This window comes from Paenibacillus sp. J14 (genome assembly GCF_000518465.1).
GTDB classification, from domain to species: domain Bacteria; phylum Bacillota; class Bacilli; order Paenibacillales; family Paenibacillaceae; genus Fontibacillus; species Fontibacillus barengoltzii.
In genome coordinates, this window is record NZ_JADQ01000023.1 from 41,388 (window position 1) to 62,276 (window position 20,889).

Annotated in this window: 17 protein-coding genes, 1 pseudogene and 1 riboswitch; of the genes and pseudogenes, 14 read left to right on the forward strand and 4 right to left on the reverse strand. The window is 51.9% G+C overall.

The annotated features are described in order from the left end of the window. Positions 1-120: 120 nt before the first annotated feature. Together M891_RS0110925 and M891_RS0110930 are read right to left on the reverse strand one after the other, a co-directional pair. On the reverse strand, positions 121-1,170 hold the full coding sequence (locus M891_RS0110925) for a FecCD family ABC transporter permease (RefSeq protein ID WP_028538855.1): 1,050 nt from the start codon (positions 1,168-1,170) through the stop codon (positions 121-123). Continuing rightward, positions 1,170-2,150, reverse strand: a complete 981-nt coding sequence (locus M891_RS0110930) for a FecCD family ABC transporter permease (RefSeq protein WP_028538856.1) — start codon at positions 2,148-2,150, stop codon at positions 1,170-1,172. Before M891_RS0110930 ends, M891_RS0110925 begins: the two co-directional genes overlap by 1 nt. Positions 2,151-2,352: 202 nt before the next feature. Between M891_RS0110930 and M891_RS0110935 the strand changes: the two genes are divergently transcribed. Then, the gene (locus M891_RS0110935; RefSeq protein ID WP_028538857.1) at positions 2,353-3,399 is read left to right on the forward strand and encodes an ABC transporter substrate-binding protein; all 1,047 of its coding nucleotides are present in this window, start codon (positions 2,353-2,355) and stop codon (positions 3,397-3,399) included. Between the two features lie 3 nt (positions 3,400-3,402). Here M891_RS0110935 and M891_RS0110940 read toward each other — a convergent pair whose 3' ends face one another. Next, positions 3,403-4,275, reverse strand: a complete 873-nt coding sequence (locus tag M891_RS0110940; RefSeq protein ID WP_016312239.1) for a YitT family protein — start codon at positions 4,273-4,275, stop codon at positions 3,403-3,405. Positions 4,276-4,423: 148 nt separating this feature from the next. Between M891_RS0110940 and M891_RS0110945 the strand changes: the two genes are divergently transcribed. The 12 genes and pseudogenes from M891_RS0110945 (at position 4,424) to M891_RS0111000 (ending at position 18,698) form a co-directional block, all read left to right on the forward strand. Continuing rightward, positions 4,424-4,714: an alpha/beta-type small acid-soluble spore protein gene (locus M891_RS0110945; protein ID WP_084628876.1), complete on the forward strand. Its 291-nt coding sequence runs from the start codon at positions 4,424-4,426 to the stop codon at positions 4,712-4,714. 58 nt (positions 4,715-4,772) lie between these two features. Then, a pseudogene (glsA, locus tag M891_RS23735) lies at positions 4,773-5,714 on the forward strand (glutaminase A). Positions 5,715-5,870: 156 nt separating this feature from the next. After that, positions 5,871-7,187, forward strand: coding sequence for an ABC transporter substrate-binding protein (locus M891_RS0110955; protein WP_028538860.1), 1,317 nt, complete (start codon positions 5,871-5,873; stop codon positions 7,185-7,187). Between the two features lie 76 nt (positions 7,188-7,263). Continuing rightward, a complete protein-coding gene (locus M891_RS0110960; RefSeq protein WP_028538861.1) occupies positions 7,264-8,040 on the forward strand; it encodes a Nif3-like dinuclear metal center hexameric protein in 777 nt (258 codons plus the stop codon). Between the two features lie 14 nt (positions 8,041-8,054). Then, positions 8,055-10,130, forward strand: a complete 2,076-nt coding sequence (locus M891_RS0110965; RefSeq protein WP_028538862.1) for an alpha-glucuronidase family glycosyl hydrolase — start codon at positions 8,055-8,057, stop codon at positions 10,128-10,130. 117 nt (positions 10,131-10,247) lie between these two features. Beyond that, complete coding sequence (locus tag M891_RS0110970; RefSeq protein WP_028538863.1) at positions 10,248-11,210, forward strand: carbohydrate ABC transporter permease; 963 nt, start codon at positions 10,248-10,250, stop codon at positions 11,208-11,210. Continuing rightward, complete coding sequence (locus M891_RS0110975) at positions 11,207-12,049, forward strand: carbohydrate ABC transporter permease (RefSeq protein WP_028538864.1); 843 nt, start codon at positions 11,207-11,209, stop codon at positions 12,047-12,049. The genes M891_RS0110970 and M891_RS0110975 overlap by 4 nt, the downstream gene beginning before the upstream one ends. Positions 12,050-12,145: 96 nt before the next feature. After that, the gene (locus M891_RS0110980) at positions 12,146-13,948 is read left to right on the forward strand and encodes a cache domain-containing sensor histidine kinase (protein ID WP_028538865.1); all 1,803 of its coding nucleotides are present in this window, start codon (positions 12,146-12,148) and stop codon (positions 13,946-13,948) included. 64 nt (positions 13,949-14,012) lie between these two features. Next, the gene (locus M891_RS0110985; RefSeq protein WP_028538866.1) at positions 14,013-15,632 is read left to right on the forward strand and encodes a response regulator transcription factor; all 1,620 of its coding nucleotides are present in this window, start codon (positions 14,013-14,015) and stop codon (positions 15,630-15,632) included. Positions 15,633-15,654: 22 nt separating this feature from the next. Next, positions 15,655-16,758 (forward strand): Gfo/Idh/MocA family protein, encoded by a 1,104-nt coding sequence (locus tag M891_RS0110990; protein WP_028538867.1) that lies wholly within the window; start codon positions 15,655-15,657, stop codon positions 16,756-16,758. 28 nt (positions 16,759-16,786) lie between these two features. Further along, positions 16,787-17,860 carry a Gfo/Idh/MocA family protein gene (locus M891_RS0110995; RefSeq protein WP_036700102.1) on the forward strand — a complete coding sequence of 358 codons (1,074 nt, stop codon included), beginning with the start codon at positions 16,787-16,789 and terminating at the stop codon, positions 17,858-17,860. A gap of 73 nt (positions 17,861-17,933) precedes the next feature. Next, positions 17,934-18,698, forward strand: a complete 765-nt coding sequence (locus M891_RS0111000) for a MerR family transcriptional regulator (protein ID WP_028538869.1) — start codon at positions 17,934-17,936, stop codon at positions 18,696-18,698. A 128-nt stretch (positions 18,699-18,826) separates the two neighbouring features. Here the strand turns inward: M891_RS0111000 and M891_RS0111005 are convergent, their stop codons facing one another. Next, positions 18,827-20,056 (reverse strand): aminopeptidase, encoded by a 1,230-nt coding sequence (locus M891_RS0111005; RefSeq protein ID WP_028538870.1) that lies wholly within the window; start codon positions 20,054-20,056, stop codon positions 18,827-18,829. 199 nt (positions 20,057-20,255) lie between these two features. On the opposite strand from M891_RS0111005, the gene M891_RS0111010 reads away from it, so the two are divergent. Further along, entirely contained in the window at positions 20,256-20,525 is a 270-nt protein-coding gene (locus M891_RS0111010) for a hypothetical protein (RefSeq protein WP_051416922.1), read from the forward strand. A gap of 126 nt (positions 20,526-20,651) precedes the next feature. Then, positions 20,652-20,791: riboswitch (cyclic di-AMP (ydaO/yuaA leader) on the forward strand. Positions 20,792-20,889 lie beyond the last annotated feature (98 nt).

Genomic DNA, 20,889 nt, shown 5'->3' on the forward strand with positions numbered 1-20,889 from the left:
TCTAACTGCACTTTTACATTTTATCGTGCCTAAACCGTGGGTTTAGGGCTGTTTCAAATGTACTTTTGCAGTTGGCCGCAAAGACAGGGGGCGCAGCAGAACAAGCAGCCTGCTCGCGAATCAGAACCGGTTCCGGTTCTTATACAGCAGAACCATAAAGAACGGCGCGCCAATCGCAGCAGTCAACACGCCTGCCGGCACGTCCCGCGGCAAAAAAGCCGTGCGCGCAATCAGATCTGCCACGAGCAGGATCAATGCGCCGAGCAGCGCGCTGACCGGGAGCACGCCGGAGAAGGACGGCCCGGTCAGCCTGCGAGCCATATGCGGCGCCATCAGCCCGATAAAGGAGATGGCTCCACCGATGGCTACCGCAGATCCTGCCAGCGAAACGCTGAGCACGATCAGAAGCAAACGCTGCAGCTGAACGCGGGAGCCCACGCTGGTGGCGATGTCGTCACCCAGTGCTTGAATGTTGACTTGGCGGGCTTGCAGCCAAGTGAGAACGAGCAGCACGGTCGTCCAAGGCAGCAGCGTCAGCACATCGTTATCCCAGGAGACGCCGTAAATGCTGCCGGTCATAAACGTGAGTGACTGATTCGCCAGCTGCATCGGTCCGGAGATGATCAGCATATACGAGAACGACTTGATCGCGGCAGATACCCCGATCCCGATGAGGATGATCCGCAGCGGGGAGGCTCCTTTTTTCCAAGCAAGTACATATAAGAGCGCGGTAATGAAGAAAGCGCCAAGGATGGATGCTAGCGGCATCCAATGGATTGAAATCGTGCCTTGAAACACATAGATAAACAAAATCGCGCCGAGCGAAGCTCCTTCCGTAATTCCAGCGACATCGGGGGAAGCAAGCGGATTTCGGATTACGCCTTGCAGGATCGCCCCGGCCACGGCCAAGGAAGCGCCAACCAGCACAGCAATGAGAATTCTCGGTAGACGGAGATTCACGACGATGACTTGTTCTCCCGGCTCGGCCATGCCAAACAAGGCCTTCAAGACGGTCATCGGCGGGAGATATTGGCTGCTGACCCCTACGCTGATAATCATCATGACGATACATAGGATAGCGAGGAGCAGGCAGATCCAGAGGGTTCTGCTTCTTCTGGCCCGATGCGACGAAGGGACGGGGAGCGATGCAGCTTTGTTGGATTTAGCCATCAGTTCTTCACCCCTCTTCTTGCGATGTATACGAAGAACGGAACCCCCAAGATTGCTGTCATCACGCCTACCGGAATTTCCTTAGGCATGGCGATGTATCTGGAGCCGATGTCGGCCGATACGAGCAGGATGGCCCCCGTCAAGGCACAATAGGGTAATATCCAACGATGATCCGTCCCGACAAAATGCCGAATGATATGCGGGATGATAATGCCAACGAAGGCGATAGGGCCAGCAACAGCAACAGAGCCGCCGGCGAGCAGGATGACGGCTGCAGCGGCTAACGCTTTAATTAAGCTCGTACGTTGGCCCAGTCCTTGCGCAACGGTTTCGCCCATCGCCAATACGTTAAGTTGTCTAGCGAGCATGAGAGCAAGAACCAAGCCGATTCCCATATAAGGAAGGACGTTCAGCAACTGCTCCGTCCCGCGTCCGGTCACAGATCCTACGAGCCAGACGAGCACCTGATCGAACATCTTCCCGTCGGAGAGCATAAGCCCTTGAGTCAACGAATAAAAAAACGCTGCCATCGAAGCCCCTGCCAACGTGATCTTGATCGGCGTCATGCCGTCTCGACCCAGGCTGCCGAGAAGAAATACGACCGCTCCACTAAGCGCAGCTCCGATCAAGGCGACCCAGGTTAAGGCTTGAATCCCCGATAAGCCAAGCCAACCCGAGGCCAAGATAATAAAGAAAGCAGCCCCAGAATTTACGCCCAACGTGCTGGGCGAAGCGATGGGGTTGCGGGTGATGACTTGCATCAATGCGCCCGCAACGGCGAGGCAGGCACCGACGGAGGCAGCGATCAAAGCGCGCGGTACACGGGCCGTCTGAATGAGCAGGTGTTCATTGCTTCCGTTCGGATGGACAAAGGATTCCCAGACGGTAGAAAATGGGATGTCCGTCACGCCAAAGCTGATACTGCATACGACGGCTGCGGCTAATACCAGCGCACAAATCAACAAGCCTAAACCTTTCATCGGACTAGATTACCCACTTTCTAGATCAAAATAATAATGACCTTTAAATCTTAGAAGATAGGGAAGAGTCTGTCAATGAGGCTGATAATCATTCTTAATTGTAATTGTATTGACAAACTAAAGGGGGATGTCCTATATTCATGAAGATGATAATCATTATCACTCAAAGAGAACATTAAAATGACAAAAGGGGAGAAGGATCATGAACCATACTCATACCCAAAAAACAAACCGCAGGCGCTTAGTCTTATGGGCTTTCGCGGTTATGGCGCTGGCACTCGTTGTTGCGGGATGTGGGAATAGCAATACGCAAGGATCGTCCAACAATACCGATACCAACGGAAGCGCGGCAACCGAGAACCAAACGGCAGACAACAGCACGAACGCCGCGACAAATGGCAAACGGGTTGTGAAGCATGCGATGGGGGAAACGGAAATTACAGGTACCCCGCAAAAAGTTGTGGTCTTGACAAACGAAGGTACGGAAGCGCTATTAGCACTGGGAATTAAGCCGGTCGGAGCCGTGCGCTCCTGGCTCGGGGATCCGTGGTATCCACATATTCAGGACGAGATGGAGGGCGTAACGGTAGTTGGTGAGGAAAGCCAGCCGAACCTTGAGCTGATCGCTGGCCTGAAGCCTGACCTCATTATCGGGAACAAGATGCGTCAGGAGAAAGTATATGAGCAACTGCAGGCGATTGCCCCTACCGTGATGTCCGAGGACTTGCGCGGCAACTGGATGAACAACTTTAAATTGTACGCCGAAGCCTTGGGACTCACCGATAAAGGGGATGAGTTGCTGGCTGACTTCGACGCACGAATTGCTGATTTTAAAGCTAAAGCCGGAGACAAGTTGAACGAAACGGTATCCGTCGTTCGCTTTATGGACGGGAAGACCCGCGTGTACCACACGAATACGTTCTCGGGGATTATTTTTGAACAGCTGGGTATTGCCCGAAATGCCATGACGCTAAATGCGAAGGATACGTTTGTTGATGAAATCACCAAGGAACGGCTGCCTGAAGTAGACGCCGATCGAATTTTTTACTTCACTTACGAAACCGGCGACGGAAATGCGAGCCAAACCGAGCAAGATTGGACTAACGATCCGTTATGGAACAATCTGAGCGCCGTCAAGAACGGCCAAGCCTACAAAGTGGACGACGCCATCTGGAATACCGCTGGTGGGATCAAAGCAGCCAACTTGATGCTGGACGACTTGTACAAATTTTATGAGATTGAAAAGTAGTCACTATTGAACCGGCCTTGAAAAACGTCCAACAATCTCTGTGGATTCGACTACATTCATGAACGCGTGCGGGTCTGTACTCACGACCGCTTTACGGACGGCAGCGAGCTCGTATCTAGTTGTCACGGTCATCAAGGTATAGTTTTTCTCTTCGTGATATCCGCCCTCAGAACTGAGGCAGGTAATGCCATGATGCAGCTTGCGCAGTTGGCAGAGCATTTCATCTTTACGCTTCGTAATGATGAAGCAGGTCACTTTGATATGACCGACGTGAATCATATCAACGACTTTCCCTTTGACAAAGGTCGACAACATCGAATATAGGGCGAGATCCCAGCTTTGAAAAAAGCCAAGCACTAAAATAACAAGCCCGTTAAGCAGAAAGAGGATGTTCCCCATGGGGACGTCCTTTTTTCGTGTGACGATGGATCCAAGAATATCGAACCCGCCGGTCGAGCCTCCGACCCGCAGCGAAAATCCGATGCCTGCTGCAGAGATGATTCCGCCGAATACCGCGGCCAGAATTGGATCTCGGGTGACTTGCACCTCGGGGATGATAGAGATAAACCAGGTGGTGCTGACGACAGAGATACAGCTAAGCACGATATAACGACGTCCAACAGCTTTCCAGCCCCATAGAATCAAGGGGACATTCAGTAGAAAGTAGACAAGTGAGATATTCCATCCCGTCAAATACACGATAATGGATGCAAGGCCCGTGACGCCCCCAGACAGCAGTCTATGCGGAATCAGGAACAAATTGAGCCCTGCAGCTACGAGTACGGCAGAGAGCAGGATGACAGCGATCTCCTGCGTTGGTTTTAAACATGCTCGTAACGGTTTTTCGATCATCGGACGATACTGGTCCAAATTCATATCTGCGCCTTCCTTAAAGATAACGGTTTTTTTAAGATATGATTATCGGCTAAAATTATCTTTTTTATCACAACGATCGACAATGACTTATCTCACCGCTGATGGGGAATCTTATTGGAGAATTCTCACTTGAAAGCGAGGGATATCCATGGTACAACCAAAAGGGAATAACGGGAAAGGTCGTCAAGAGATGGACCCGGCACTACGCCTGGCCCGGTTTAAGGCGGAAGTCATGATGCGTGAGGGATACAATGCCCCTCCAGAGCGGCCCGATGATGTGAAATATGAAGTGGCCCAATCGTTAGGCGTTCCGCTGCGCGAAGGGGATAACGGTGATTTAACGACCGCGAAGGCCGGCAAGGTTGGCGGTGTCATCGGCGGAGCGATGGTCAAGGAAATGATTCGCTTGGCGAAAGAACGCTTAAACAATCAGCAGTAAAGTTGGATACGGAAATCTAGATGCGATTCATACGAGAGAACGTGCAGGAGGGTTCACCATGGCTGTGAGTGAATGGGATCAACTGAAGCTCCACCTTCAGGAGTGGGTGGAAGAGTGCCGAGAAACAAGCGCTGCAGGCAAGGTTGCGGAGTACATCCCGGAGCTGTCCAAGGCGAAGCCAGATTTGCTGGGGATTCATATCCTGGATGCTCAGGGGCGATCGATCTCTGCGGGGGAAGCTCAGGACAGTTTTACGATGCAGAGCATTTCGAAAGTATTCACGTTGATTCTGGCCCTCATGGACCATGGGGAATCCGCTGTTTTCGCTAAGGTCGGCATGTAACCAACCGGTGATCACTTTAACTCCATCATGAAGCTGGAGTTGGTGCAGCCGGCGATTCCCTTTAATCCGTTAATTAATGCTGGCGCTATCGTGGTGTCTTCCATGATCAAAGGGGAAAATGCGGAGGCGAAATCGGCACGGATCTTGTCATTCTTTCGCGAATTGGCCGGCAATTCCAACCTGGAATACGATAGGGAAGTCTATCTTTCCGAATCGAAGACGGCGCATTTGAATCGATCGATCGCTTATTTTTTGTTGGATAAAGGGGTGTTGGGCTGCGGCGTTGAAGAGGTGCTGGACATTTACTTCCGGCATTGTGCAATAAAGGTCTGCTGTGAGGATTTAGCGCGGATGGCGCTGGTTCTGGCCTTTGACGGGAAGGACCCCTTGACGGGCAAGACGCTGATTCCCCGACGGTATGTGCAAATCGCGAAAACGTTTATGGTGACTTGTGGAATGTACAACGGGTCCGGAGAATTTGCCATCGAAGCAGGGCTTCCGGCAAAAAGCGGCGTATCCGGCGGGATCTTGACGCTAGTGCCCGGACGTTACGGAATTGGCGTGGTGGGGCCTGCACTCAATTCCAAAGGTAATAGCATCGCAGGCGTCCAGTTAATAGAACGGCTATCGCAAGCGTTGGATTGGAGTCTATTTTAAGGAGCCTATTTAATAGGAAAGGGCATATTTAGGTGAATAACAATTTTCGAGGAATTTTAAAACAAATTGTGCTTTATTCTCATACCCACTTCCGTTTGGAGTCGTTACTATAAAGGATGTAAACAGATATTTACGATTCAAATGGGAGGGTTATCAATGTTTAAATGGAAGCGTTTACTGACGACGCTGGTAGCGGTTACCATGGTTGGTGCACTGGCTGCCTGCGGCGGCGGTACAAACGGCAATGCAGCCAAACCGGCTGGAGCTGCTGGAGAAAGCAATGCTTCAACGAGTTCGGGCAATGAGCCGGTGAAACTGCGGATTATGTGGTGGGGGGCTCAGGAACGGCATGAAGCCACCTTGGCAGCTCTTGATTTGTACACGAAAAACCATCCGAACATCACTTTTGAACCGGAATACTCTGGGATGGACGGTTATTTGGACAAGCTGTCAACTCAAGCGGCGGCGAAAAATGCACCGGACATCATTCAACTTGATCCGGGCTGGACGCCAGACTGGTCTAGCCGCAAGCAATTAGCACCTCTGGATGGGGTTGATGTGTCGAAGATCGATCCGAAGCTCTTGGCCGGCGGTCAACTGGATGGAACGCAATACGCGATTCCGCTCGGTTCTGTGGCGTTTGGGATGATTTATGACAAGGCCGCATTGGACAAGCTGGGCGTCAAAAATCCGGAAAACGGCTGGACCTGGGATGATTTCTTCGCCCTGGCGAAGGAACTGAAAGGTAAGCTGCCAAGCGGTCAGTATTTTACCAAAGATTATGCTGCTAACTACTTCATGTACTCAGCGTATCAATATAGTAAAGGTAAAGGCACGGTCATTACGGATGATGGGAAGTTTAACATCGATGAAGCTTCCTTCATGGAATGGACCAAGCATTTTGAGGAACTGCGCAACGAAGGGCTAGTACCGCCGGCGGACGTCAACTCCTCTGACAAAGAGTTCGATCCGCAAATGGACCTGATGGTAGCCGGTAAAATCTTGTTCCGTTACAGCTTCTCCAACAACTACGGGGCATGGGACAGCATCAAGCCAGGCGCTTACGCGCTCGTTACGATGCCGCGAGCTGAGGAAGCCGGGGGTTGGTTGAAACCTTCGATGTACCTGTCTGTGTCCGAGAACTCCGAGCATAAGGCAGAGGCCGTAGAGTTTATCAACTGGTTCGTCAATGATCCGGAAGCTTCCAAAATCCTGAAAACCTCGCGGGGCTTGCCAGTTAACAAGGATAATGCAACTGCGTTGGAATCCAGCATGAGCGAAGTGGATAAAGTAGGCATGGAGCTGCTCCGCGCTACTGAGAAAGACGGCCAAACCTGGACAGCTGGTCCAGGCGGCTGGACGAACTATATCGATAAAGACTTCCCTCTGGTCCATGATCAGCTGAGCTTCGGCAAGATTACACCAGAAGAAGCCTATAAGCAATTGAAAGAAGCAGCTATGGCTTACGAATAAGATTTACATTCGACTTCAGCCCGGAACAGGTTTCTCGTTCCGGGTTGATTTTTACCAGGGAAGGGGGAGGTCATGCATGCTGCGCATTCAAGATGTTCTCGACCAGTTAACACGGGTCCAGCCTACGGTAGATGGTTTAGTCAGCGGTAAGGCGGAATCCCAAGTGCGCGGAATCGCGGTGACGTTTATGGCCACGCAAGCGGCGATCGAGCAGGCAGCTTCGCTGGGAGCTAACTTGTTGATATCGCATGAAGGGGTTCTTTACAGGCATCAGATGGACACGACAAAGCTTCTGGAAGAGGATCCTGTTGCCCGTTATAAGCTGCAGCGATTAAAGGAGCTGGACCTTGCGATCTATCGCTACCATGACGGTATTCACCGGGAGACTCCGGACGGCATTACCGCCGGGTTGATTGAGGAGCTCGGTTGGCAGGATGCGGTGCGGGAATATCGCCCTGCGTCCGCAGTTTTAGAGCATTCGGGCATGACTCTGCAGGAGCTGGCCAGCTTGTTAAAGCGGAAGCTGAATCTACCGTTTATCCGGTTTACAGGGAATCCGAAACTGATATGTCGGAAAATTGGAGTGCTGGTTGGTTACCGGGGCGGCGGCGATCTGGCGATCCCGCTGCTTAGAGAGGTCGATCTCATCATTGCCGGTGAAGGCCCGGAATGGGAAGCGCCTGAGTATGTGCGGGATGCCGTCTATCAAGGGCGGGAGAAGGCGATGATGTTCCTTGGCCACGGTCCCAGCGAAGCGCCTGGAATGAAGCGGTTAGCCGGCAAGCTTCGTTTGGCTTTCCCAACCCTTCCGGTGCATGTGATCGAAAATGAAACGTTATTTCAATGGATATGACAGGGGGAGATTCCATGAGCAAAACAACTACTATGACGGAAGTTGGTTATGATGCCTGGCTTCGATACCGGAGGATTGAACCGGGAGAGAGACGGACGGAGTTAGATCAATGTGACGGCATCGTTATCGATGGCACGGATGAACCGGCAGCGCACACTGCTGCTCAGGAGCTGTCGAGAGGTTTATCCCAAATGCTGGGGCGTGAGATTTCTATTATGGAAAGTGCAGGGGACCGTCCTTGTTTTGTGCTGGGGCTGTTGGGGCATAGTCCTATCCTAGATGAGGTATTTTCGGAAGGGAAGGCTTCCTTGCAATTGGGGGCGGAAGGCTATGCTCTGCGGTATAAACCGGATTCCGCTCGGTTCGCCATCGGTGCGGAGAATGCCTCCGGTTTATTGTACGGGGTGTTTGACTTGCTGCGCCGCTTGGGGACTGGACAGTCGCTGCAAGGATTGAATATTTCGGAGCGACCGGTGAACGTACTGCGGATGGTGAATCAATGGGACAACATGGACGGCAGCATTGAGCGCGGTTACGCAGGAGCTTCGATTTTTTACGAAAATCATCGGTTCACACAGAACCTGGAACGCATTACCGACTATGCGCGGCTACTGGCATCGACAGGAATCAACGCGATTTCCATTAACAATGTCAATGTGCATCGGGTCGAGACCGGGCTGATTACGAAGGAATTTCTGCCGGATGTCGCCAAGGTGGCTGAAATCTTCCGCAGCTATGGCATTAAGCTGTTCCTCAGCATTAATTACGCAGCGCCGCTTGAAATCGGCGGATTATCTACTGCCGATCCGCTGGTTCCAGAGGTTGCAGCATGGTGGCGGGAGCGCGCAGATGAGATTTACCAGGCGATCCCGGACTTTGGCGGCTTCCTGGTAAAGGCAGATTCGGAGAACCGACCGGGACCATTTACGTATGGACGGGATCATGCAGACGGTGCCAATATGCTGGCCGAGGCATTGGAACCTTACGGCGGACTAGTGATCTGGCGCTGCTTCGTTTACAACTGTAAGCAGGACTGGCGGGATCGCAAAACAGATCGGGCACGGGCTGCCTATGATCATTTCGTTCCGCTCGATGGACGGTTTAAAGAGAACGTGATTTTGCAGGTGAAAAACGGCCCAATCGACTTTCAAGTGCGCGAGCCCGTATCGCCGCTGCTAGGTGCGATGCCTGCGACAAATCAAATGATCGAGTTCCAAATCACCCAAGAATATACCGGGCAGCAACGTCATGTCTGCTACCTCGTACCTCAGTGGAAGGAAGTGCTGGACTTCGATACCCATCTGAAGGGCGAGGGCTCGACCATCAAACGGATTGTGGACGGTACGCTGCATAGTTCCCGTTACAGCGGGTTTGCCGCGGTTTCCAATATCGGGAACGATGCTAACTGGACCGGTCATTTGCTGGCACAGGCGAACTTTTATGGCTATGGGCGGCTGGCCTGGAATCCGGACCTTAGCGCTGAAGCGATTGCGGAGGAATGGATTAAGCTCGTATTTGGAAGCGACGAGCGGGTCAACCAAGTGATCCTTCGTATTTTGATGGATTCCTGGAGCATTTATGAAAGCTACACCGCTCCGCTGGGCATCGGCTTTATGGTGAATCCAAACCATCATTATGGCCCGAATGTCGATGGTTATGAATACTCGATGTGGGGGACGTATCATTTTGCGGATTGCCACGGGATCGGTGTGGACCGCACGAAAGCTACGGGAACGGGATATACCTCACAATATGCAGAGCCGAATCAAAGTTTATACGAAAAGCTGGAGACGTGTCCCGACGAGCTGTTGCTCTTCTTCCATCACGTGCCGTACACCCATGTGCTCCAATCCGGCAAGACGGTCATTCAGCATATTTACGATACTCATTTTGAAGGGGTTGAGCGAGCCGAGGAGTTGGTGGAATTGTGGGCTGGTCTATCCGGCTTGATGGAAGATTCGCTGCATCAGCAGGTTGCCGAGCGATTGGCGGAGCAAGCGGAGCATGCCAAGGAGTGGCGTGACCAAATCAATACGTACTTCTATCGCAAAAGCGGCATTAACGATCAGCAAGGACGTCGGATTTATTAAGATTATTTTTTTCGTGATATTTTAAAAGATTTCGAGGATTCCTCTTCTACAACCGGCCGTGGGCCCGCCCTATACTTGAACTATAAGGCATTCTGAAACTGCAGAGGTGAATCAAGCATGAAAAGTTCCGCGGCCTTGAGCTTAGAAGACGCGCCAGTCAGCAACAAACGCCGGACCTTCCACAAACGATGGAATGCTCCGGTGGCCGGCTATTTATTTATTTCACCGTGGCTGCTCGGTTTTCTCGGGCTGACCGCATACCCGCTGATTTTATCGTTGTACTACTCGTTTACGGACTACACGTTGTTGGAACCGATTCATTGGGTAGGGACCAAAAACTACGAGCTGATCTTTACGGCAGACTCCAAATTTGTCACCTCGGTTAAGGTTACGTTCCTGTACGTCTTAGCCTCGGTCCCTCTCAAGCTGATCGCAGCGTTGCTTGTCGCCATGGTGTTGAACCGGGCGGTGCGGGGGATCGGATTGTACCGTACGGCGATTTACTTCCCGTCGTTGATCGGTGGCAGTATCGCGGTATCGCTGCTTTGGCGGAATATTTTTGGTGTAGACGGGATCTTTAACAAAATTATCGGAGCGTTTGGCTTTGAGGGGAAAGGTTGGATCACCAGCCCCGATACGGCGTTAAGTACGCTGGTGTTGCTGACGGTCTGGCAGTTCGGTTCATCGATGGTAATCTTCCTGGCCGGACTTAAGCAAATCCCGGCTGAACTGTATGAGGCATCCGCCGTGGACGGCGCCGGTAGGTTCCGTCAGTTCTTCAACATCACGCTGCCGATGCTCTCGCCGGTATTGTACTTCAACCTGGTGATGGGCGTGATCAACGCGTTCCAAATGTTTACGTCAGCGTTTGTCATCACAAACGGCGGCCCAATGAACTCGACGTTTGTGTATGCGCTATATTTGTACGAGCGGGCGTTTAGCCGGTATCAGCTGGGTTATTCGTCGGCACTCGCCTGGATCATGTTGGTGATGATCGTGATTGCTACGTTAATCATTGCCGGAACTTCGAAATATTGGGTGTTCTACGAGACGGAACCGGAAGGGAGAAATGGCAAATGACCTTTAAATGGAAGCCGCTGGTTCGGCACTTCTTTATGATTCTGTTTAGCTTGGTCATGATCTACCCCGTGCTGTGGTGGATCGGCGCGTCGCTGAAGACGAACGGCGAGCTGGCTTCGCCAAATATTTTCCCTTCGGTTCCTCAATGGAGCAACTTTGTGAAGGGCTGGAATGCGGTGCCGGGTCACACATTCACCGATTTCTATCTGAACACTTTCGCCTTAGAGGCCGCGGTTATTGCTGCGACGCTGGTATCCAGCACGCTCGTAGCGTTTGGGTTCGGAAGATTGAATTTCCCTTTGAAAAACCTCTGGTTCTCCTTGTTTATGCTCACCTTAATGATGCCGGGGCAGGTGCTGATCATTCCGCAATACGCTTTGTTCCACCAGCTCGGATGGGTGAATACGTATTTGCCGTTTATCGTGCCGCATATGCTTGCGGGCGGTGCGGGCGGGACGTTCTTCGTCTTCCTGCTGATCCAGTTCGTGCGCGGCATTCCGAAGGAGCTGGACGAATCGGCCAAAATCGACGGCTGCTCGTGGTTCGGGATCTACTTCCGGATTGTCATGCCGCTGATGGTTCCGGCGATCGTGACCGTCACCATCTTCTGCTTCTTGTGGAACTGGGACGACTTCCTTGGACATCTGTTGTATCTCAATTCGGTAGACAAATATACGGTTAGCCTGGCGCTGCGGATGATTAACGATTCCCAGTCGGCTCAAGAATGGGGACAACTGCTGGCGATGTCGCTCGTCTCCATCATTCCGGCTACCTTGATCTTTATGTTCTTGCAAAAATACTTCGTTGAAGGGATTGCCACAACCGGAATAAAGGGATAAGGGTGGCGGATAGCCAATTATATAACGGTAAAGCGTGAACGACCTTCGCAGCTTTACCGTTTTTTCCTTACACCTGAAGGGAGTGCAGCCTTGCGCATGACGAATCCGTTTAAGAAATTCAGAATTGACAGTTTGTTTTTTCGCAGTTTTTCTATCTTTATGGTGGCCGTCTTGGCTTGTATTGCCTGGGCCAGCTATCTTATTTCATCGAATGAACTGGCCAAGACCAGTTCCCATTACCAGCAGTTGTTGCTGGATGAGCTAAATAACGAAATTACCACTCGGTTGGTGACGATTGAGCAAATTTCGTTGTCGACGTCACGCGATAATGAACTGATTACGTTCCTGCGCGATCGGCAGGATGAATACGATCGGCATCGCCGCTCTGTGAGTGTGGAGCGCGCTTTAGCGAATTTGACCTATTCGATTCCGATCATCCAAGGAATCGACTTATATATGGAGCGTCCGTTACGTGGGGACGCCAACAGCTATATCCAATTCCGTAGTCTAGGCGATCTGGCTAAGCAAGATTGGGTGGAGGCGCTCGACAAGAATGATTTTGCCTGGGTTAGCGAGCATGAAGTCCCCAGTTTCCAAGGGAACGTGCGGGTGCTCAGCTTCGCCCGCAAAATCGTCGAGGAGAACAAATACCTCGGCGTGCTCGTCGTCCACGTCAAAGCCAAAGAGATTGAACAACTCTTAGCTGGACATTCTGCGCCGGCGAATCGGATAATGATTGACACGTTGGGCCAGCTGACACTAAAAACCGGCCTGGTGCCTGAGCATACCGAGTTATCCCAATGGATCAATGTAAAAACGGATCAATCGGGATACGTTCATATCCGGGGGAACAAGGAGCTGGGGGATTCCCTGCTGGTATATTCCAAGATGCAGGATTCCCATTGGATGCTCGTGGAAGTCACGCCTTGGAGTGAAATTACGAGCGGCAGTTTCCGTCTGGCACTGGTCATCGGCGTGATTGGCGTGATCGCCATTTTGCTTGTCTTGTTGCTTACGCTTTACTTAAGCCGCCAATTTACCAAACCGATCAAACAGCTGGTGACCGCCATGCGGCAATATTTCGTAGGCGGCCGGGACGAAGCAGGCAGCGGCGAGCATCCCGTTGATCTGCCCAACGATTACGAGAACGAGTTTGGGTATCTGTTTGATGGATATCGCAAGCAGATGGAGCAGATTGAAGAGTTGTACCGATCACTGCGACTAAGATACGAGCAGCAACGTAAAGCGGAAATCGAAGCGCTGCAGGCCAATATCAACCCGCATTTTTTGTACAACATGCTGGATCAATTAAACTGGATGGCCATCGAAGCTGGACAGGACGAGCTTAGCCGGATTCTCGAGCTGATGGGCAGGATGTTTCGGATTGGCTTATCCAACGGCAACAGCTTTATTACCATTGGCGAGGAGCTGGAGCATATCCATTGTTACTTGGAAATTCAGCAACTTCGTTGGCAAGCCGGAGGCGGCGGTGAACTGGACTACACGATCGATGCTCCGTTCTCCGTTCAGGAGTTGTTTATTCCCAAGCTGACACTGCAACCGTTCGTTGAGAATGCCATCGTCCACGGATTTAACGGACGTACTTGCGGGAAGTTGTGGATCACGCTGGAGGAACAGTCGAACCGGCTTGTGATTACGATCGATGACGACGGCGCTGGACTGCAGCAGGCCGTGCCTCGTGAGCGGAAGCGGAGAACGGGAGGTTACGGCATCCGCAATGTGAAGGAGCGTATCGCGGGTTACTTTGAAGGCGCTTACGGCGTAGAGTTATCTCAACGGGAGGAAGGGGGAACCCGTGTGGTGATTACGTTGCCGAAGCTGTTGGAGCCCCCGGTGCCTCAACTGATCGAACCGCTTGAACCCGGACCGGCTGCATAAACCGTAGGTCCGTGCCGAAACATCTAAAACATCTTGGAGAGAACTGTCAAGGAGGTAGTTGAGGGTGTGGAAAATCGCCATCATTGATGATGAACGCCAAGTGCTGCAGGGGATGAAACGGGCGATTCCGTGGGAACAGCTTGGGGCGACCTGGGTTGGGGAAGCCCAGAACGGGAAGGACGGGCTGGAGGTGGTCCGGCAAACCAATCCGGATATCGTCATCACGGATATTTATATGCCTGCGATGAATGGCATTGATATGATTGAGCAGCTGCGGAAGGAAGGGTATGACGGGAAAGTCATTATTTTTAGCGGCTACTCCGATTTCGAGCATGCGCGGCAAGCGCTGCGCTTTAATGTCAGCGATTACGTCTCCAAGCCGATCAGTATGCCCACGCTGAAGTCAATTCTGGGCAAGGTGATCGATGAGTTGGCCGAGGAGGAAGAAAACCGTCGTAAACAGGGCGAGCTGGAGCGAAAGCTGAGCCTGTATGAGCCGTTTATTGAGAAGGAATGGGTTCGCTCGGCGGTTGTCGGAACGCTGGACAGCTCTTACCGCGAGGCTGGGCGATTGCCGGAGCCTTATCGGCATTGGACGGATTTTCGCCATGTGACGATCGGGATCGATCTTGTCCGGGATGCGCGCGTTGGCCAATTTTCCTTGACGGATTGGAATCTGTTCCGTTTTGCGATCAGCAATATTGTTTGCGAGGTGGCCCGCAAAAGGTTCGGGATTGTGGAATATACCGAGTTGCACAGCACGAGGGCTGTTTTAATCGTCCACCCGCGTCCAGAGGAGCCCAAGGAATTGCTGGAGCAGAAGCTGTATGAACTGGGTGTGAAGCTGATCGATGCGATCAAAAGCTATCTGAAACTGGTTGTCCGCGTCGGGATTGGAGGCGTGAAAGCGCAGTGGCAGCACATTCCGGATTCAACGGAAGAAGCGTTCCGCGCGATCGACATGAGGTTGGGACGGCGAGATTCCACATACGCGTTATATCATTATCAGGACGAAGAAGACGGAAACACGGCAGCGGCGAATTTATTTTCGGTGAAATTTTACGTGGAATTGGCTTCGGCGTTGAAGGCGTCCCAGGAAGCGGAAGCTAAGAAGCTGGTGGCTGATTACATGAACCGGCTGGAGCTGCAGAAAGCGATGACTCCGGAAACGGTGCAAATTTTAGCTTGCGAGCTATGGGGGGTATTTACGTATTGCCTCTATGAAACTGGGGTGCTGCTGAATGATCTGGTCCCCGAAGGGCAGATCACCAAAGAGTTGGTTGGCTTAACGGGGCCAGAGCAGCTGACCGAATGGTTATCGGATAAAATTACGCTGATCTGCAGCAGCCGCCAGTGGCGAGGGAACAGTAAGCACCGGCAGGTAGTGGATTATATGACCGGCTATATCCATGAGCATTATGCCGAGGATATTACGCTAGCGGAGTTGTCGGAAAAGCTGTACATTTCCCGCAACCACTTGTCGATCATATTCAAAAACATGACCGGCGAAACGTTCAACAACTACTTAACGCGTGTTCGGATCGAAAAAGCCCGCGAGTTGTTGCTTGAGCGCAATCGGCTTGTTTATGAGGTCGCCGAACAGGTCGGCTACAAGAATGTGCCTTATTTCAGTACACTGTTCAAAAAAATCACCGGTATGAGCCCAACCGATTTGATCAAATAAAGAAACTGGGGAGAGAGATATCATGATAAACATCGCCATTATTGGCACTGGCTCGATTGCAAGTACCCATCTGGAGGCGTTTGCCCGCTTTCGTGACCGTTGCCGGATTATGGCGCTGGTCGATCGAAGCGGAGGGAAGGCGGCCAAGCTCAAAGAGCGTTTTGGATTGGACTGCACGATCTACTCGGATTACAAGGAAGTGTTGAGCTTAGAATCGGTGGATTTAGTATCGATCTGTACACCGCCGTCAACTCACGCCGACATTGCTTCGGATTTTCTGCTTGCGGGCAAGCATGTACTGGTGGAAAAGCCGATGGCTCCATCATTGTCCGAATGTGATCGGATGCTGGAGGCAGCTGCCCAAGGTCAAGCGCTGTTGTCCGTTGTGGGGCAGAACCGCTTCTATGATCCGATTCGCCGGGTGAAGCGGGTGATTGATGCCGGCTTGGCTGGCCGCATTGTCCATACCGAGGTGAATTCCTATTGGTGGCGCGGCAGCAGCTATTACGATGTGGAATGGCGGGGGACGTGGGAAAATGAAGGTGGTGGTTGTGTGATGAACCACGCGGTGCATCATCTGGACCTGCTGCTATGGCTTCGGGGGATGCCTTCTAGAGTCCACGCAGTTACCGCCAATACGTCGCACAGGAATTCCCAGGTCGAGGATTTGTCTATCGCGGTCTTGGAGTATCCCGACGGAGGTCTTGCGCAAGTGACCAGTTCCGTTGTTCATCATGGTGAAGAACAACGGCTTGTTTTTCAGGGGGAGCGCGCGAAGGTGGGAATTCCTTGGCAACTGTATGCCTCGGAAGAAGGTGAAGGCGGATTTCCGAAGCGGAATCCGGATCTGGAAGTGGAGATCCAACGAGCAGCGGAGGAGGTCGTGCCGCTTCAATACACCGGACATGCCGGGCAAATTGACGATGTGCTTACCGCCATTGAAACGGGCTCTCGGCAGGTGCTGATCGACGGGAATGAGGGGCGAAACACGATCGAGCTGATCATGGCGATTTATGAATCAGCCGCAACGGGGAAAGTGGTTACGCTGCCATTGGCTAAAGATTCAATCTTTTATTCACGGGAGAGGATTATTGGTCGAGCCCCCAGGTTTCACCAACAGGCTTAAGACGATGATTATGGAGGAGGAATCAGGCATGGCCATCACATTTAGCATTATCGGCGGAGCGGGCTTTCGTGCCCAATATTATTTAAGAATTGCCGAGGCGATGCCGGATCGGTTCCAAATCGGGGGTCTGGTTGTCCGCGACGAAACGAAGGCACTCGCGATGGAGCGTCAGTGGGGCGTCCGAACGTACCGCTCGGTGGAAGCTCTGCTCCAGCAAGAGCAGCAGGATTTCGTTGTGCTGTCGGTGAGCGGCTCAGAGATGCTGCCTTACTTGCTAAAACTGGCCGAAACGGGGATTCCCGTCCTCTCGGAAACTCCACCGGCGGCGGACCTCGCAGGACTGGAGTTGCTGTATGCACGGCTTGGCCAAAGCGGGGCGAAAATCCAGGTGGCAGAGCAGTATCATCTGCATCCGATTCAGCAAGCGAGACTCCAGTTGATTGAAACGGGACGGCTGGGACGGATCACGGAAGCAACCGTTTCGATCTCCCATTTATACCATGGTGTCAGCCTGATTCGCAGGTTGCTGGGAGTTGCTTTTGAAGAAGTACGGATTCGTGCCATGCGGTTCGAATCAAGTTGGGTGCAGGGACCAACGCGCAGTGGTCCGCCAACGGAGGATCGGCTTGTCCCTTCCTCACGAGAACTGGCATGGCTTGATTTCGGTGATCGGTTGGGGATCTATGATTTTACCCGCGATCAGCATCGTTCTTGGATTCGCTCCAATCATTGCTGTGTCCGCGGCGAACGCGGTGAAATTTTTGATTCTCGGGTGTTAATCCAACAGGAGGATACGACCCCGCTGCAACTGGAGCTGAAGCGTGTAAATAAAGGTGAGTTAGAGAATCAGGAGGGTTATTTTCTACAGGGGATTCTCTGCGGGGAACAGTGGCTGTATACCAATCCGTTTGCCCCGGCTAGATTATACGATGATGAATTGGCGATTGCGACTTGCCTGTTAAGGATGGGCGAATATGTTCAGGGCGGGCCGGAATTTTACGGTTTGTGGGAGGCCGCACAGGATCATTATCTCGGGATGATGATCGAACGGGCAGCGAGTACCGGTGAGACGGTGGTTGCAGCTCGTCCGAGCTGGGCCTGAAATTTTCTCAAAAAAAGATTTGACCTTCACGTAACGTCAACGTTTATCATGAGTGTTGTCAGGAGGTGAGCTTGTGGAATACACCATTCAGAAGCTGGGGAATCTGGCCGGGGTCAGTACCCGGACGCTGCGTTATTACGATGAGATCGGACTTCTGAAGCCGGCAAGAACGAACTCGTCGGGATATCGCATCTATGGCCGTCGGGAAGTCGATCTGCTGCAGCAGATCTTGTTCTATCGTGAACTTGGCCTGAGTCTGGAAGATATCCGGTCCATCGTCACCGATCCCGGATTCGACGGTACCCGCGCACTGAGAGAACATCGGAATCAGCTCCTTGACAAACGCAAGCAACTCGACGCGTTAATTGCGAATGTGGAAAAAACGATCGCGTCACATGAAGGGAGAATCTCGATGCAAGATCAAGAGAAATTTGAAGGCTTTAAGAAGCAGTTGATCGAGGAGAACGAGCGTAAATATGGCCGGGAGATCCGAGAAAAATACGGGGAAGACACGATAAAGAAATCCAATCAGAAGCTGATGAATATGACCCAAGAGGAATATGCGAAGGTTACGCAGCTCGAGAACGAAGTTAAGGTCGCATTAGCCGAGGCCATGAAAACGGGCGATCCTGCCGGTGAACTTGCTCAAAAGGCTGCTGATTTGCACAAGCAGTGGTTGACGTTCTACTGGAACGAGTACAGCAAGGAAGCCCATGCCGGGCTGGCGCAGATGTACGTCGATGATGAGCGCTTTAAAGCTTATTACGACAAGGATCAGCCTGGAGCGGCCGAGTTCCTGCGGGATGCGATTCAAATCTATACCGGGATGAAGAAATAGTAGTATTGAGAAGAACTCCGCGACGGGATGCCGCGGAGTTCTTTTTACGCGAGGGGCGTGAATTGAAATGGCTCTAGAATTTTCTGGCGTTAGGCTAAGCCTAAATTCATCGGTGAATCAATTGCGGCTTAAACCCAGTTTCCGTTGCGGAATACCGGCTCAATCGTTCCATCCGCGAGCTCTCCATCAATGTTGAGCTCTGCGGAGCCGATCATAAAATCCACGTGCGTTAGACTGACGTTGGCACCTCTGGCGAGCAGTTCTTCTTTGCTTAGCTGAGCGCCGTTTTCGATATTCACCGGATACGCGCTGCCCAAGGCGAAATGGCACGATGCGTTCTCGTCGATCCCGGTGTTATAGAAGATTCGGTTTAGTTTGGAGATAGGCGAATCATGCGGTACCAGAGCGATTTCGCCAAGGTGCTGGGCTCCTTCGTCGGTTTGAAGCAGATTCTCCAAATGCTCCCGTCCGGATTTGGCGTCGAAGCTTACGACTTTACCGTCTTTGAAGGTCAGCGTAAGGCCTTCCACAAGCTGGCCGTTCAAATTCAGCGGCATCGTGCTGGTGACGGTCCCGTTCACACCGGTACGGTGCGGCATGGAGTAGATTTCTTCCGTTGGCATATTGGCGACAAAATAGTTCCCTGCCGCATTGTAATCACCTCCGCCAAGCCATAGATGGCCTTCAGGCAACTCGACGTGGAGATCGGTGCCCGGCGCGCGGTAGTGCAGTTTTTTGTAACGTTTGGCATTCATATGCTCTTGCCGTTCTTTTAACTGTTGGATATGCGCGTGCCAGGCCGCGATCGGATCCTCGCGGTCAACGCGATTCATTTTGAATACGGCTTCCCACATTGCCGTAATCCGCTGTTCTTCGGGTAAATCGGCAAACACTTTGTCGGCCCAAGCCTTCGTTGGGGCTTTGATCAGCGACCAAGTGATCCGGTTGTTGCGCGTTTGGGCGGAATGCTTCTCCCGCGCTTTTGCTGCTGCTTTGACTGCGGTAGACACCTTGGAAGAAGGGATGCCGCGGAACAACTCCGGATCGGGTACTTTAATCCGAAGGATCGCACCGCCTTCCTCACCGAACTGTTCCGCCATATCAGCGAGCCACTGCGGGTAGTAGGCCAAGGATTCGTCCGTTGCATGCTCATAACGAATGCGGGTAATTTGCTCGTCCTCCCAATCGACGTGGACGTATCTGGCTCCGGCATCGTAGGCTTTAGCCACCAGCAGGCGGGTGAAATCCACCGTTTCCAGCGGTGCCGTCAGCATCAGGTTTTGACCGGGTTGGATGTTGACGCCAACGCGGATGACCAATTCGGCGTATTTTTCGAGAAGAACCTCAAAAGCTTCCATCATGTATTCCTCCAATAGGTTCAATAATATTCGTATTTCCGGAATTGCAAACAAGACTTATTGTAGCATGGAACTAGCGGAGAGAGAAAAAGTTAGTGATGGGAAGCGCATAGGTTCTATTGGATATGCCATAAATCGTGCATGATTTGAGCTGTATTTTCACATCCTAATCTCATCATTGCTCGAGGAGGAACTGAACATGGAAAATCCATTTTCCAGCTTACAATCCCAAAATCCAATTTCACTTGCACAACAATCGGTCAAAAAAGCGCATCGCGCGGTGACCCAAGCTCAATCGCATCCTCGTGAAGAAACGTTGGAGGGGGCACGTAACGCGATCGAAAAAGCGGAAAACGCCATCTCCCAGGCCGAAGGCCGGATGAATCCGGAACCGATCGAACGGGCCAAAGAAGACTTGGCCGAGGATCAAGCTGCATTGGCAGAAGTGGAAAACCAACTGGAATCATAATGAAGCCTGGGGGCGGGGATCCATCCAGAGATTTGGGTTGAATCTTCCATCCTTCATATGATGAATTAACAGTTTAAATGTTAAAATTACAGATAATGGGTTGACATTGACTGGAATAGCCTTTACTATAGACACACGCTTAGTTTCCAGTTCATTACTGGAAAGCGGGGGAACCATTTTTTGGGGCGAATCATTCTTTAACGATTGTAGGGTACCATCTTACCCGAGTCCGTCAGCTAACCTCGTCAGCAGTGGATGGGTCTAGTTTCAATTAACTTCACGAAAACTTCCATGGCCCTTATTAAGGGCCATTTTATATTTTTTTGTGTGGACCCCTGCTGGCGGAGCTATGCTTTCCCCCAAG

What these genes read in the sequence shown, in the direction of transcription:
- M891_RS0110975 (WP_028538864.1), top strand. Translation starts at nt 11,207, where the DNA reads ATGACCTTTAAATGGAAGCCGCTGGTTCGGCACTTCTTTATGATTCTG.
- M891_RS0110995 (WP_036700102.1), top strand. Translation starts at nt 16,787, where the DNA reads ATGGCCATCACATTTAGCATTATCGGCGGAGCGGGCTTTCGTGCCCAA.
- M891_RS0110940 (WP_016312239.1), bottom strand. Translation starts at nt 4,275, where the DNA reads ATGAATTTGGACCAGTATCGTCCGATGATCGAAAAACCGTTACGAGCA.
- M891_RS0110960 (WP_028538861.1), top strand. Translation starts at nt 7,264, where the DNA reads ATGCTGCGCATTCAAGATGTTCTCGACCAGTTAACACGGGTCCAGCCT.
- M891_RS0110955 (WP_028538860.1), top strand. Translation starts at nt 5,871, where the DNA reads ATGTTTAAATGGAAGCGTTTACTGACGACGCTGGTAGCGGTTACCATG.
- M891_RS0111005 (WP_028538870.1), bottom strand. Translation starts at nt 20,056, where the DNA reads ATGGAAGCTTTTGAGGTTCTTCTCGAAAAATACGCCGAATTGGTCATC.
- M891_RS0110970 (WP_028538863.1), top strand. Translation starts at nt 10,248, where the DNA reads ATGAAAAGTTCCGCGGCCTTGAGCTTAGAAGACGCGCCAGTCAGCAAC.
- M891_RS0110930 (WP_028538856.1), bottom strand. Translation starts at nt 2,150, where the DNA reads ATGAAAGGTTTAGGCTTGTTGATTTGTGCGCTGGTATTAGCCGCAGCC.
- M891_RS0110990 (WP_028538867.1), top strand. Translation starts at nt 15,655, where the DNA reads ATGATAAACATCGCCATTATTGGCACTGGCTCGATTGCAAGTACCCAT.
- M891_RS0111010 (WP_051416922.1), top strand. Translation starts at nt 20,256, where the DNA reads ATGGAAAATCCATTTTCCAGCTTACAATCCCAAAATCCAATTTCACTT.
- M891_RS0110945 (WP_084628876.1), top strand. Translation starts at nt 4,424, where the DNA reads ATGGTACAACCAAAAGGGAATAACGGGAAAGGTCGTCAAGAGATGGAC.
- M891_RS0110935 (WP_028538857.1), top strand. Translation starts at nt 2,353, where the DNA reads ATGAACCATACTCATACCCAAAAAACAAACCGCAGGCGCTTAGTCTTA.
- M891_RS0110980 (WP_028538865.1), top strand. Translation starts at nt 12,146, where the DNA reads ATGACGAATCCGTTTAAGAAATTCAGAATTGACAGTTTGTTTTTTCGC.
- M891_RS0110925 (WP_028538855.1), bottom strand. Translation starts at nt 1,170, where the DNA reads ATGGCTAAATCCAACAAAGCTGCATCGCTCCCCGTCCCTTCGTCGCAT.
- M891_RS0110965 (WP_028538862.1), top strand. Translation starts at nt 8,055, where the DNA reads ATGAGCAAAACAACTACTATGACGGAAGTTGGTTATGATGCCTGGCTT.